This is a genomic window from Ruegeria sp. CK2, assembly GCF_056536585.1.
The window spans coordinates 97,128-110,066 of sequence record NZ_JBQFPW010000004.1 but is presented as its reverse complement, the minus strand read 5'-3'; the positions used below and the strand labels follow the sequence as shown (position 1 = coordinate 110,066).

Here is a 12,939-nt window from a genome sequence, read left to right as displayed (position 1 = left end):
ATGGGTAAAAGCGAAAACTCCGATCTCGCCTTTGCCTGTAGCTGTGGTTCTGTACAAGGCCATATCAAGCCAGACGGGATAAAATCGGGCACGCATGCCGAGTGCTTTTGTACCGATTGCCGTGCCGCCCAACTGTATTTTGACCAACCAGACCCCTCTCCGGGACCCGTTGAGATATTGCAGACTTCACCCGAAGCGATCGAATTCCATCAGGGCGCCGAAAACCTGGCTGTGATGCAGTTAAGCCCAAAGGGAATGTACCGCTGGTACGCGACATGCTGTAACACGCCGGTAGCGAACACGTTCAAAACGCCCAAGTTCCCGTTTGTCGGTGTGATTGTGGACCGCATTGCAGAGCCATCGGCGCTTGGCCCAGTGATATCACGTGGTTCTGTGCCTCAGCCAGATGGAACGCAAAAGCACGAGAATATTGGGGCCGCTATCTATAGGCTTTTCAAACGCGCTGCCAGATCACGGTTGACCGGAGCATGGAAAAACACACCGTTCTTCAATGCCGAGACCGGTGAATCAGTAGCAACGCCTGCGGTCATCAGCAAAAGCGAACGCGACGCGCTTTACCCGTAATCCGGCCGGCAGGGAACACTCAGCCAATTCCGCAATGCGTCGATCACAACATTCGGTGTTTCAAGCGTTGGTAAATGCCCTGCATTTTCGATGGTTTGCAGGACAGCACCCGGAATCAAATCAGCCATAAAGGCGTGTTTACGAACCGGTGTCAGCGTATCATGTGAACCGCATAATATCAGCGTGGGAACTTTGATCCGTCTCAGGGTTCCCTGCTGATCCGGACGCCGTTGTAAAGCCCGCATCTGGCGAACGAACAATTCCGGCCCCAGGTCCATCGCCATTGAAAGCAGATTGTTCAGGATCGGAATCCTCTGCGGCCCCGGGGCCAGAGTATCCGACCCGACAACGCGCCGCATAGCTTCCTCAAGCCGACCGGACCGTGCGGCGACGATCAGATCCTCGCGACCGGCGGCGATTTGCGGTGTATCGGCCTGTGCATCGGTCGACATAAGACACAGTCGAGAGACGCGTTCGGGCGCACGACGGATAAGCTCCAGCGCCACAACTCCGCCCATGCTTAAGCCAGCCAACGCAAACCGATGCGGCAATTGATCCAGCAAGCCCGAGGCTATTTCTTCGATACGCTCATCCGAAGATATCGGTGCCACCGTGACGGCGCGGTCCCGCGACATCACATCGATCTGAGGCCGAAACAATCGCGCGTCACACATTAAACCAGGCAAAAACACCAGCGGCTCAATCACGCGGGGCCTCCATCAACTCGGTCATCCGGGTCTTTCCGTTTCCCCCAAGGATGAAAGTTTTGCTGTGGGCGGGCAAGGGAAACTTCACGGATAAGCGATGGACCGCAAGGTCGGAAAATCGCTATATCGTGCTTGCCGGGTCGGCAGGTTTTCATTCGGTTCTGCGCCCGGTCGCAACAGGCATCCCCGAGGAGCGATATAGCTGTCGATCCTACGGATTGGATTGGGTCGCCACACCAGATTGAACGCACAAAGCTTGGGGAAAAACCAAATCTCGGAATAGTCGAGATGGTCGTGCATCCACCACGCCAGATCCCGCCAATCCCGTCCGTTTGCATATTGATCCGCAAACCACGGGATCACCACGGACGCGCCAGCAATCTGTGCATCCCCTTCCCCACGGTCCCAGATATGGCATTCCAGCGGGTTGTCGTTGCGGGCACAGTTCAGCTTGTTCTCATTGCCGAACTGGTTCAGCGAAGGAGAGCGATATCCCGAGCGCACCGCAACACGACCAAATGTTTCCTCAAGCGGATCAAGAAGGGTCTCGCAAAAGGCACGGCCCGTTGCGATGACCAGATCAGGGTTGTCAGGGATGTTTTGTTTCTCATGGAAGCTTCCGATCTCGGAATACAGAAAATCGCGCATGAAGAAGTGCCGGGACAGCCGCACACGACCTAAGGTCTCAAGGCTCCACATGCTGCCCGGCTTGCGCATGATCAGTACCCGTTCCAGCGAAACGCGCCATCCGGTCCCAGGGCCGAGAATGGGTTATAAGCCACCTCCCAGATCGTGCCGCACGGGGCGCGAAAATACCCATGATGCCCACCCCAAAACACGTCGGAGGCCTGTTTCAGAACCTCGGCCCCAGCCGCCTGGGCGCGGGTCAACAGCTGTGCAACGTCTTCTTTGGATCGACAATTGTAGCTGAGCGTCAATGCCCCCTGGCCCAGCGTACCAACATCAACACCAATCTCATCTGCCAAGGCCGAAATCGGGTACAGCCCCAAGGTTTGACCGATCAGGTCATAGGCAATGACCCCGTCCGGGCTATCAACCCGTTTCCAGCCCAATGCTTCATAGAATCGGGCCGCGGTTTCGGGGTCTTCTACGCCGACAGTAATAAGGCTGACACGTTGTTCCACGGGTTGGTTCCTTTGATCTCACTCTAAAGGTTTCGGCCGGACCATGCATCGACTTCGAGACTGTGCTTAAGACAAGAACCGGAATCAAGCGCCTGAAGTCTCACCGTTGAGATTTGAAACTTTGGATTACTTCCATAAATTCAGTTCTCTTACTAAGCGAAATCCACGACTGTCGCTGCGCCAGCCCGGGGGGGTTTTGCCCCTTACGGCGGGCCTCAATCCGTCAACCCCCTTGGCGTAACTTCCACCCTTCAAGACACGCCAACAGTTATTGGTATCGGGTTGGATACTCAGGTATTCGCTGTCACTGGCAAGCCCCAGGTGCGTTTCCGACCAGCATGACTGCGTAATCTCCTGCACGTTCCCGGACATGTGACGAAGACCCCAGGAGTTCGCGGCATCCAATTCTTCAACCCGAACGGACATATCGCGATCAGCAAGGCCGGGCGGCCTTACTCCAAGCGTGGTCTCTGTGGCATCACCGGAAAAATTCGCCTGCTCTGCGGTTATGTCATTGCCCTGTGCATACCTTGTCTGCGCTCCGGCCTTGGCGGAATACTCCCATTCTGCCTCAGTCGGCAGGCGATACACGTCATCACCGACCAAGGAATTTAGCCAACTCAGGTATTCCTGCGCATCCTCGAAAGACACGTTGATGACAGGATGATCAGGTCCCAAGAGCACATATCCGCCGAGCCGAAGAATCCGATGCTCTGGATTGTGTGTACACCTTTCGGCATTCACGCATCGCATCCATTCGGCATGGGTCACCTCGTTTCGTCCCATGGCAAACGGGATGTCAATTTCGACCTCGTGACGCGGATGCTCGTACGGGATAATGTGAATATCATCCTGCGCCCTTCGCGTCTTAGTTGCATTTTCGCCGTAAAAGTCGAACGGGTCTCGAGACTCTTCCTGTGTCGCGCCCATCATGAAAGAACCTAATGGCATGACGATCATCTCAGGGCATTGTTCGCATTCCTGAAACTGCTCTAACGGCGCAACTGTTTGTCCATTTTTCAAACTGTACAGCTTACTTTCTTCCGCAATCAGCAAACCAGGCGCAAGACACGTGAGCCAGAGCAAACAAGCTGATACCAATTCAGTTACCTAGTTTACCTCTATGAATTGTTTTATCTTTTTATTTTTGTGGTCGCTCAAATTCATCTCTGTTCCATCTTGGAAGGTGTCACTGGTGCTCTGCTTCACGCCAACTCGGCGTGAATGCAAAAAATTCAAGCACAACGCAGCTTATTCAGACGGCTCAACACCCAGTGCTTGAAGCCAGTCCAGAATGCCAGCAACTGCGATGTCGGTTTGGTTTGGTGACATCAGGCGTCCGGCGATCACATGCGCATGCGGATCATCCCCTGGCCCCATTGTCACCAGTTTGACCGTTGCGGAGGCGCCCCAGTTTTCGGCGATCTGATGGGTCCGTTCGGGCCGCACGACCTGATCATCGTCCGAGAACCAGAACAGCGCCGGGACCGAAACATCCGAGAAATCCAATGCATAGACCGTCTGCACCAGTGCCGTCATCGGGACAACCGAAACCCACGGGTAGACGGACGACCAATACTTGTTTTTCTCGGGGTTGGGTCCAGACACATCCCGTGTTTGCCCCATGAGGATCGGCAACCAGTTTCTGGCCCAGGGTAGACCAGGTATCCAAGACCCCGGTGCATTGACCCCGAAATTCGGCGACACAAAGACCATTCCAACGACATCCTTGCTCAGGTCTGGATCAAGCACTGCTGCTGCCGCCAATGTGCCGCCAGTCGAAGTCGACATGACGATGACTTTCTCGCCTACAGCCCGTGCGGCGGCCAGACCTTCGGCGGTGTCCTGCATCCAGCCCGAGGCCGTCGCCTGCCCCATCGCGTCGCCGCTGCGCCCGTGACCCTGAAGGCGGGTGTAGACCAGATTTGCGCCCAACGCATCGGCGACCAAGTCTGGAACCGGGCGAATTTCTTCCGAGCTTGCAGAAAATCCGTGAATATACAGCACGGAATATGGCGTGCGCTGCTCTTTGAACCCGTCCTGCCAGATGACCCGCTTTTCAACGCCCGGCACGATATCGTCATGGGCAGATTCCGAACTTTTGAAATAGACCTGAACGCCTTCGCCAAACTTGCCCGTGTCAAAGCGCGGGTGCAGGTTGACGTCTTCACGAGGGCCAAACCAGTAGACCAACCCACCTACAACAAACAGCGCCAGCAAAAAGCGCCCCAGAAACCAACCTACGCGCTGCATTCGTGTTCTCCTATTACGTCGAGTATCGCGTCTTCAATTAGACCCAAGCAGGGTCCGTCCGAGAATCGATGATCCGCGTCTTTAACCAATAGCAATCGCATATCCGGACCGCTCGCGTGCTCCAAAAGACGCACCGCAGTTTCTGTGGACACGGCCGTATCCGCTGTGCCCTGCAGAAAGCGAACCGGAAATGGCAGGTCAAGCGGCGATCGAAGGACAAGGTTCTGTCGTCCATCCTCAATCATCCGCTTGGTGATCACGTAAGGCTCCATATAGTCCGACGGCAATTCCACATGGCCGACCACGTCCAATGTGGCCTTTTGGTCTGCGTTGAAGGACGCCCAATATCCATCTTCGGTGAAATCTGGCGCGGCGGCGATTGTGACCATCCCAGCAATCCGTTCGGGCACGGCGCGCGCCAGCAACAGCGCCTGCCATCCACCCATGGAAGATCCCACAACGATCAGGGGGCCTTGTGTCAGGGAAGAAATTGCAGCGGCGGTGTCCTGATGCCAATCGCCGATGCAGCCATCTGTGAATTCGCCGGAACTTTCGCCGTGACCCGAATAGTCGAACCGCAGATATCCTTGTCCACGCGCTTTCGCCCAAGCCTCAAGATGCACGGCCTTTGTACCTTCTTTGTCGGACTTGAGCCCGGACAGGAACACGATTGTCGGCCCCCGCCCCTCGGTCATGTCATAGGCGATCTGTCGCCCTTGATCGGTTGTCAGAAGTCGGCTCATCATTCCGGCCTTTGTTGTTGATTTTCGCCAGCCTAGCCCGCCCAATGGATGAGTGGAAACCGGAATTCAATAATTTTTAGGTGACCATATTGTCACGTGACTATAGAATCACGTATAAGCCTTTCATGGACATTTTATTCAAAGCCCTCAATGACCCGGCGCGCCGCGAAATCCTTGACCGGTTGCGGCAGAAGGACGGACAATCCCTGTCTCAGCTCGAAGAGCATTTCGACATGACCCGTTTTGGCGTCATGAAGCACCTTAAACTGCTGGAGGAAGCGGATCTTGTCCTGACCCGCAGGCAGGGTCGTTTCAAGCATCACTACCTTAACCCCTTGCCCCTGCAGGAGATGGTGGATCGCTGGGTTGCACCCTTTCTGCAACCTCAAGCCCGCGCGGTCAGCGCGATGAAACTCAAATTGGAAATGGAGACACGAATGGGAAAACCGGATTTCATGATGCAGACCTTTATTCGCTGCACGCAGGATGCCTTGTGGGACGCTCTGACCACGCCGGAACAAATGGCTGCCTACCACTTTTTGTGTAACGAAGTACGAGGCCAGGTGTCGCCCGGTGAAACCGTGCATTTCATCACGCCGGACGGAAATGAAATGCTGCGGCAGGTGACCCAAAAGCTGGATCCAAAATCCCGAATAGAAATGGGATTTGAACCGATGTTCATGGGCCCAGACGCCCTGTCTTCGCAAATGGTCTATCTAATCGAACCACAAGGCGATGTCTGCAAACTGACCATCGAGCACTATAACCTTGCCGAAGGCCAGGAAGGTTTTGCTGAAGGCTGGGCGCGACTGGCTGCGTCTCTCAAAACCTGGCTGGAAACGGGCTCGGCCCTGAAGGAGGCTGTGTGATGACCGATTATCCCACTGAATTAGGCGTTCTTACCTGTCTCATGCTGTTGGCGGTCTCGATGTGGATACCCTACGTTGTTGGCATTTCATCGGACCCCTCGGAAGAAGAGGCTTTTGCCCGACCCGCGCAGATCTCGAACCTGCGCCCCTGGGTGCAGCGCGCGCATCGGGCCCAGCTGAACCTGCTGGAACAAGCCATGCCGTTCGCTGTTTTGGTGTTGATCGTTAACGCATTGGACGGGTTTTCCACGCTGACCTACTGGACTGCGATCCTGTTTTTCTGGATTCGCGTCCTGCACGCGGCCGGCATGATTACCGGGATCGCCCGCATGCCGATCCGGCCGATTTTGTTCACGGTTGGCTGGGTCTGCTGCCTGATTATGGGCTACGCCGTTTTTGCTGCAGGCTGACAACTTTTGGAAAACGCCACGCGATCACGAATTGAGTGGCGTTTTCTGACCGACCTCCCTTACTAGTTGACTTCATGCCCATCGGGCGGCAAATAGCCCAGACACATATACCCGCAACCGGGCGTTCAGTGGGCGCCAAACCGACGAGGAGAGCCGATATGGCCCTGGACTCACAGTCAGTCTCCCTTACTTTTCCCGATGGCAATTCCCGATCCTATGACGCAGGCGTCACGCCCGCACAGGTCGCTTCCGATATCTCGACCTCATTGGCTAAAAAGGCCATCTCGGCCACGGTCAATGGCCAGCACTGGGACCTGCAATGGCCCATCAAGTCTGATGCGCAGATCGCCCTTCACACCATGAAAGACGAAGAGCAGGCGAACGAGCTGGTGCGCCACGATCTAGCGCACATCATGGCCCGCGCTGTGCAGGAAATCTGGCCCGATACCAAGGTCACCATCGGCCCCGTTATCGAAAACGGCTGGTACTATGACTTTGACCGTGCTGAACCCTTTACGCCCGAAGATCTCGGCCTCATCGAGAAAAAGATGAAGGAGATCATCAATAAGCGGGACGCTGTGCGGACCGAGGTCTGGGACCGCGATCGTGCGATCCAGTTCTACACGGACAATAACGAGCCCTATAAGGTCGAATTGATCGAGGCCATCCCCGGCGATGAGCCGCTGCGCATGTATTGGCACGGCGACTGGCAGGACCTGTGCCGCGGCCCGCATTTGCAGCACACTGGGCAGGTCCCGGGTGACGCGTTCAAACTGATGTCCATCGCCGGAGCCTATTGGCGCGGCGACAGCGACCGCGCGATGCTGCAGCGTATCTATGGTGTGGCCTTTACCGGCAAAGAAAAACTCAAGGCCCACCTGCATATGCTGGAAGAGGCCGCCAAGCGCGATCACCGCAAGTTGGGCAAGGAAATGGACCTGTTCCACATGCAGGAAGAGGCCCCCGGTCAGGTGTTCTGGCACCCCAATGGCTGGACCGTCTACACCGAGTTACAGGACTACATGCGTCGCAAACAGCGCGCAGGTGGCTATCGTGAGATCAACACACCTCAGGTCGTGGACCGCAAGCTGTGGGAAGCCTCTGGCCACTGGGACAAATATCAAGAGCACATGTTCATCGTCGAAGTCGAAGAAGAACATGCCAAGGAAAAGGCGGTAAACGCGCTTAAGCCGATGAACTGCCCGTGCCACGTTCAGATATTCAATCAGGGTCTGAAATCGTATCGTGACCTGCCCCTGCGTTTGGCCGAGTTCGGATCATGCTCGCGCTATGAACCATCTGGCGCGCTGCACGGCATCATGCGCGTACGCGGCTTCACGCAGGACGATGGGCACATCTTCTGCACCGAAGATCAGATTCAGGACGAATGCGCCAAGTTCATCAACTACCTTGCGGATGTCTATTCGGATCTGGGCTTTGACAATTTCGAGATCAAATTCGCCACCCGTCCGGAAAAACGCGTTGGCAGCGACGAAAGCTGGGATCATGTCGAGGGCGCACTTGAATCTGCCATCAAGGCAACCGGACGCGAATTCACGCTGGAACCCGGGGATGGAGCGTTCTACGGGCCCAAACTGGACTTCTACCTGACCGACGCCATTGGTCGGGTTTGGCAGTGCGGCACTTTCCAGGTCGACCCAAACCTGCCCGAGCGGTTGGGTGCGACCTATATCGCCGCCGATGGCAGCAAGCAGCGTCCTTACATGTTGCACCGCGCCTGCCTGGGCTCATTCGAGCGCTTCGTTGGCATCATGATCGAAGAACATGCGGGTAAGTTGCCGTTTTGGCTGGCGCCGCGTCAGGTCGTGGTGGCTTCGATCACGTCTGATGCAGACGACTACGTGAACGAAGTCGTTGCCCAGCTGCAAGCCGCAGGCGTGCGGGCCGAAGCGGATATTCGCAACGAAAAGATCAACTACAAGGTCCGGGAACATTCCGTGGGCAAAGTTCCCGTCATACTGGCCATTGGTCACCGCGAAGTCGACGAGCGTACGGTCAGCGTACGCCGCCTGGGCGAAAAACAAACGCAGGTTCAACCGCTTGAGGCTGTAACAAAAGAGCTGGCACAAGCGGCAACCCCGCCGGATCGGCTGTAACATTCGGCAGCAAATCGCCAAAAATCCGGCCCCGCCTTAGGGGCCGGATTGAAACAATTAACAATTTTCAATTCAAAAACAATTTGTTAACCTGCAAGAGCGCATGACGTTCTTTGACGGGGTTGTGAGACACGGGCTCGTGAATTTAACTGTGCCGTACATGCCATTACCTTTGTCACTGTCACAAGCAGACATACGCAGTCATTAAGAGGATTACCGAGATGTCGAACACCGCAAAAACCCTGGTCATCGCAAGCGCCGTCGCCGCAGCCGTTTCGGGCGCCGCCACCACAGCATCTGCACAAGCCAAAGAGAAATGCTATGGCGTTTCGCTGGCCGGTCAGAACGACTGTGCAGCAGGCCCCGGCACCACCTGCGCCGGCACCTCGACCGTTGACTACCAGGGCAACGCATGGACTTTGGTTGATGCTGGCACCTGTGCGGATATCGAACTGCCTGCCGAAGCAAACGGCACCGCACGCAAGGGTTCGCTGGAAGCACTGGACCGCGATCTGCCGGCATAAGTTTCGGCCAGACAAGTTTTGGGGGCGGGCCGTTTCGCCCGCCCCTTTATTTGTGATCAAGGAACTGACAAATGCTGGACAATGCACTCAGGTCAAACCGTCTGCCCGCAGCACCGGGCGTTGGATACAAGCCGCAGCACTTTGCTCAGATTCTTGAACACGCTAAGCCTGTCGAGTGGCTTGAGATTCACGCAGAAAACTACATGGGTGATGGCGGTCGGCCTTTGGCACAACTGCGCCATCTGTCAGAGCAATTCCCAATCTCGGTTCACGGCGTTGGTCTATCCATTGGCAGCGAAGGACCGCTGGATGCCAATCATCTGGCCCGGCTGAAGCATCTGGTAAGTTGGCTGAACCCCGCCAGCTTTTCCGAACATCTGGCTTGGTCCACGCATGACAGCCATTTCCTGAACGACCTTCTGCCCCTGCCATACACGGACGCAACGTTGGCCAATATCTGCGACCACATTGATCAGGTGCAGGAAACGGTCGGACGGCAGATGCTGCTTGAAAACCCCTCAAGCTATCTGGCCTTTGAGGAAAGCACTTGGTCCGAGCCCGATTTCTTGCGGGAGATTGCGCGGCGCACCGGATGCGGCCTGTTGCTAGATGTGAACAACGTATTTGTATCGGCCACCAATCTGGACTTCTCGCCGCAAGGCTATATCGACGCCTACCCGTTGGATAAGGTCGGCGAAATCCACCTTGGCGGGCACGACGAGGATGAAGACGACCACGGACACCCTCTGCTGATTGACAGCCATGGGCGCGAAGTTGTGGACCCGGTCTGGGCTCTTCTGGACTATGTCCTTGACCGCTCAGGCCCAAAACCGGTTCTGGTCGAATGGGATACGGATGTCCCCGATTGGCCCGTGCTCCGAGAAGAGGCCGTGCGTGCGCAAACGGCGTTGGAGCGGATACCGGCATGAGCGTGTCCCAAACGGAATTTCAAGCGGCCTTGCTGGACGCACAGGTCCCTGTTCCTAGTGGTCTGACGGATGCTGTGGAACAACCTGCCGGTCGACGTTTCAGCGTGTACCGTAACAACGTGGCCGTGTCCCTGACCGAAGCGATGCATCAGGCGTTTCCTGTCATCACCAAGTTGCTCGGTAAGCAGAACATGGATGGTCTTGCGGGGATCTTCCTGCGTCAGCACCCGCCGTCATCTCCGCTGATGATGTTTTACGGTGAAGAATTTCCAAATTTTCTGGCCGATATGCCCCAGCTGTCACATCTGGGGTACCTGCCGGATATCGCCCGGTTAGAACTAGCGTTGCGGCGGTCCTACCATGCAGCCGACAGCCAAGCTGCACCAGAGGATGCACTTGCTGTGTCGCCCGCTGCGGTCATGCAAGCACGGCTGACCTTTGCCCCATCGATGCTGATTGTTCGCTCGGACTGGCCGATTTTCGCGATCTGGCGGTTCAACACCGAAGCAGGCGCGCCAAAACCCGATGCCCAGGCCGAAGATGTTCTGATCACACGGCCCGAATACGACCCGATCCCGCAAACCCTGCCATCCGGTGGTGCGGCCTGGATTGAGCGTCTTCAAAATGGCGAGACAATAGGCGGCGCGTTTGAACAAACCGCTGCAGAAACACCCGATTTTGACCTTGGCACCACTTTGGCACTGCTTTTGCAGGGCGGTGCAATAACTTCTGTGACTATCGAAAGGCTGGAGACATGACTGCCCTGATCTCACTTCACAATAACGTTCTGGGAAAGGTGGACCACGCGTCCAACTGGCTTATCCCAACACTTGCACGGCTGGTGTTTGTCGCCGTTTTGCTAGTCTACTACTGGAATTCGGCAATGCTGAAGATCGACGGCTCGATCTTTTCCCCTTCTGCCGGTGCATTTGGTCAGATTTTTCCAAAAGCTGCCGAGGCAGTACTGTACGATGTTTCGCAGATGACCTTGTTCCAGCGTATTGTCATATTCTTTGGCACCGTTGCGGAATTCGTTCTGCCCGCCCTATTGCTGGTTGGGTTGCTGACCCGCTTGGCCGCATTGGGTATGATCGGGTTTATTTGGGTGCAGACCTTGGTTGATGTGAATGGTCACAATGTTGCGCTTGGTGGCCTTTTCGACAATGCAATTACGCTTATGGATCAGCGCGTGATGTGGACGTTTCTGATGTTGGTAATCGTCATCAATGGCGCGGGCCCATTGTCGTTAGACAAAATCCTGCGCCTGAAATGACTTAGAAATGCGCCTTGGGCTCATCCGGTTTTCCCGCGGCCAGCCCAAGGACACCGGCGACGCCGGCAAAGGCGATTGGGAACATGGTAAAAACGCCAAATCCAAACGCATAATACATCCCGGCTGCCGACAACAACAACAAGATACCAGCGATCAAAGCCCGGGCATGGGCCATGGCGCCGCCTACAATAGCCAACAGCGGTGCAATGATCGAAGCGGCCTGGATCAAATCCGGATTTTCGACCTGCTCCGCGACCCCTTCGATATCGCCGAAATGGTTGATCACTTCGACATACCCATATCCAAAGAATCCCACAATCATTCCGATCAAACCGGCAATGACGCCCAAAATCATGGCAGCGTTACGCATAAACTATCCTCGCAGTTGCGCTTGAGCAGATAAGTACTGGATCAAGAAACACCAAGCTTTGATCGTGTCTCGGGGGTCCAGCCAAGCAACAGCGCCCCATCCTTTTCGATCAAGGGGCGCTTCATCAGCGTGGGATGGGCTTTCAACAACTCCATCGGTACGCGGGCGCGCTGTTCTTCATCCAGCCCGCGCCAGGTAGTTGACCTTGTATTGAGCAAAGCATCGCCGAAATCGGCAAAAGCCTGCGACAGTACAATGTCTGGCACGCCCTCGCTTCTAACGTCAATGAATTCAGCATCAGATAATAATTTCAGCGCCTTACGGCATGTGTCGCACGTCTTCAAACCATAAAGGCGCATATATTTCCTACTCCAGCGATTGACTCAGTTTTGGGCAAACCCGCCCATTTATGGCGGTAATTCTTGATTTTTTACTTCACCATGCAATGTTGAAAAAGGTGAAACATGCAATTCGGACTGTATCTTGTTCTGGAAGCAGTAAAGATTTGCCGTTTCTCCGACCACGGCCCCCACCAATTTGTGGGACAATGCGTAAGTAGAAGGAGACACGGGACATGCCAACCGGCACCGTGAAATGGTTCAATACCACGAAAGGCTATGGGTTTATTGCCCCTGATGAAGGGGGCAAAGATGTGTTTGTTCACATCTCAGCCGTAGAACGGTCCGGCCTGACCGGACTAGCAGACAATCAGAAAGTCTCATACGAGTTGGAGGACGGACGTGACGGCCGCCAAATGGCTTCTGATTTAAAACCCCTGTAACGCCCCCCTGCCCCGCGCCGGGAGTATCAATTAAGGTTGGCGGCCAATTTCCGGCCGTTAACCGCCCCTTGTCGGCATCTGCCTTATCCCCGTGCTGGCGTCTCTGCAGCATGCGTTAGCCAGTTTTGGCCCAAAGCAACGATGCAAGACGGCCTGCTGCGTAGGTCACGAGCAAGGTCCAGTCGCCCGTTCACCGCTCCAGATTTCCCTAACCTGTTCTGGTCCGCAGATCC

The 12,939-nt window shown here is 55.6% G+C and carries 17 protein-coding genes; 9 read left to right on the top strand and 8 right to left on the bottom strand.

The features are described from left to right. On the top strand, positions 1 to 585 hold the full coding sequence (locus ACR0BU_RS08245; protein ID WP_480736779.1) for a DUF6151 family protein: 585 nt from the start codon (positions 1 to 3) through the stop codon (positions 583 to 585). On the opposite strand, the gene ACR0BU_RS08240 is transcribed toward ACR0BU_RS08245, so the two are convergent. From ACR0BU_RS08240 to ACR0BU_RS08215, 6 genes are all read right to left on the bottom strand, one after another. Beyond that, positions 576 to 1,292, bottom strand: a complete 717-nt coding sequence (locus ACR0BU_RS08240) for an alpha/beta fold hydrolase (RefSeq protein WP_480736778.1) — start codon at positions 1,290 to 1,292, stop codon at positions 576 to 578. The genes ACR0BU_RS08245 and ACR0BU_RS08240 overlap by 10 nt on opposite strands. A gap of 84 nt (positions 1,293 to 1,376) precedes the next feature. Then, positions 1,377 to 1,991: a hypothetical protein gene (locus ACR0BU_RS08235; protein ID WP_480736951.1), complete on the bottom strand. Its 615-nt coding sequence runs from the start codon at positions 1,989 to 1,991 to the stop codon at positions 1,377 to 1,379. 20 nt (positions 1,992 to 2,011) lie between these two features. Then, positions 2,012 to 2,437, bottom strand: coding sequence for a VOC family protein (locus tag ACR0BU_RS08230; protein WP_300067082.1), 426 nt, complete (start codon positions 2,435 to 2,437; stop codon positions 2,012 to 2,014). Positions 2,438 to 2,563: 126 nt separating this feature from the next. Further along, positions 2,564 to 3,493 carry a formylglycine-generating enzyme family protein gene (locus ACR0BU_RS08225; RefSeq protein WP_480736776.1) on the bottom strand — a complete coding sequence of 310 codons (930 nt, stop codon included), beginning with the start codon at positions 3,491 to 3,493 and terminating at the stop codon, positions 2,564 to 2,566. Between the two features lie 195 nt (positions 3,494 to 3,688). Continuing rightward, positions 3,689 to 4,690, bottom strand: a complete 1,002-nt coding sequence (locus ACR0BU_RS08220; protein ID WP_480736775.1) for an alpha/beta hydrolase — start codon at positions 4,688 to 4,690, stop codon at positions 3,689 to 3,691. Continuing rightward, complete coding sequence (locus ACR0BU_RS08215) at positions 4,678 to 5,433, bottom strand: alpha/beta hydrolase (RefSeq protein WP_480736774.1); 756 nt, start codon at positions 5,431 to 5,433, stop codon at positions 4,678 to 4,680. The genes ACR0BU_RS08220 and ACR0BU_RS08215 overlap by 13 nt, the downstream gene beginning before the upstream one ends. A gap of 125 nt (positions 5,434 to 5,558) precedes the next feature. Between ACR0BU_RS08215 and ACR0BU_RS08210 the strand changes: the two genes are divergently transcribed. The 7 genes from ACR0BU_RS08210 to ACR0BU_RS08180 all read left to right on the top strand — a co-directional run bounded on the left by ACR0BU_RS08210 (position 5,559) and on the right by ACR0BU_RS08180 (position 11,555). Beyond that, positions 5,559 to 6,302, top strand: coding sequence for a metalloregulator ArsR/SmtB family transcription factor (locus ACR0BU_RS08210; RefSeq protein WP_480736772.1), 744 nt, complete (start codon positions 5,559 to 5,561; stop codon positions 6,300 to 6,302). Then, positions 6,302 to 6,712 carry an MAPEG family protein gene (locus ACR0BU_RS08205; RefSeq protein WP_480736770.1) on the top strand — a complete coding sequence of 137 codons (411 nt, stop codon included), beginning with the start codon at positions 6,302 to 6,304 and terminating at the stop codon, positions 6,710 to 6,712. Before ACR0BU_RS08210 ends, ACR0BU_RS08205 begins: the two co-directional genes overlap by 1 nt. 158 nt (positions 6,713 to 6,870) lie before the next feature. Then, a complete protein-coding gene (gene thrS, locus ACR0BU_RS08200; protein WP_300067092.1) occupies positions 6,871 to 8,829 on the top strand; it encodes a threonine--tRNA ligase in 1,959 nt (652 codons plus the stop codon). A 221-nt stretch (positions 8,830 to 9,050) separates the two neighbouring features. Further along, positions 9,051 to 9,353, top strand: coding sequence for a BufA1 family periplasmic bufferin-type metallophore (locus ACR0BU_RS08195; RefSeq protein ID WP_120633216.1), 303 nt, complete (start codon positions 9,051 to 9,053; stop codon positions 9,351 to 9,353). A 71-nt stretch (positions 9,354 to 9,424) separates the two neighbouring features. After that, a complete protein-coding gene (gene bufB / locus ACR0BU_RS08190; RefSeq protein WP_480736768.1) occupies positions 9,425 to 10,282 on the top strand; it encodes an MNIO family bufferin maturase in 858 nt (285 codons plus the stop codon). Beyond that, positions 10,279 to 11,040, top strand: coding sequence for an HvfC/BufC family peptide modification chaperone (locus ACR0BU_RS08185; protein ID WP_480736767.1), 762 nt, complete (start codon positions 10,279 to 10,281; stop codon positions 11,038 to 11,040). The genes bufB and ACR0BU_RS08185 overlap by 4 nt, the downstream gene beginning before the upstream one ends. Further along, positions 11,037 to 11,555: a DoxX family membrane protein gene (locus ACR0BU_RS08180; protein WP_299076372.1), complete on the top strand. Its 519-nt coding sequence runs from the start codon at positions 11,037 to 11,039 to the stop codon at positions 11,553 to 11,555. Before ACR0BU_RS08185 ends, ACR0BU_RS08180 begins: the two co-directional genes overlap by 4 nt. Before the next feature lies 1 nt (position 11,556). Here the strand turns inward: ACR0BU_RS08180 and ACR0BU_RS08175 are convergent, their stop codons facing one another. Beyond that, a complete protein-coding gene (locus ACR0BU_RS08175) occupies positions 11,557 to 11,925 on the bottom strand; it encodes a hypothetical protein (protein WP_299076375.1) in 369 nt (122 codons plus the stop codon). A 41-nt stretch (positions 11,926 to 11,966) separates the two neighbouring features. Continuing rightward, on the bottom strand, positions 11,967 to 12,284 hold the full coding sequence (locus ACR0BU_RS08170) for an ArsC/Spx/MgsR family protein (protein WP_480736765.1): 318 nt from the start codon (positions 12,282 to 12,284) through the stop codon (positions 11,967 to 11,969). 215 nt (positions 12,285 to 12,499) lie between these two features. On the opposite strand from ACR0BU_RS08170, the gene ACR0BU_RS08165 reads away from it, so the two are divergent. Continuing rightward, a complete protein-coding gene (locus ACR0BU_RS08165) occupies positions 12,500 to 12,706 on the top strand; it encodes a cold-shock protein (RefSeq protein ID WP_010439113.1) in 207 nt (68 codons plus the stop codon). Positions 12,707 to 12,939: the final 233 nt, after the last annotated feature.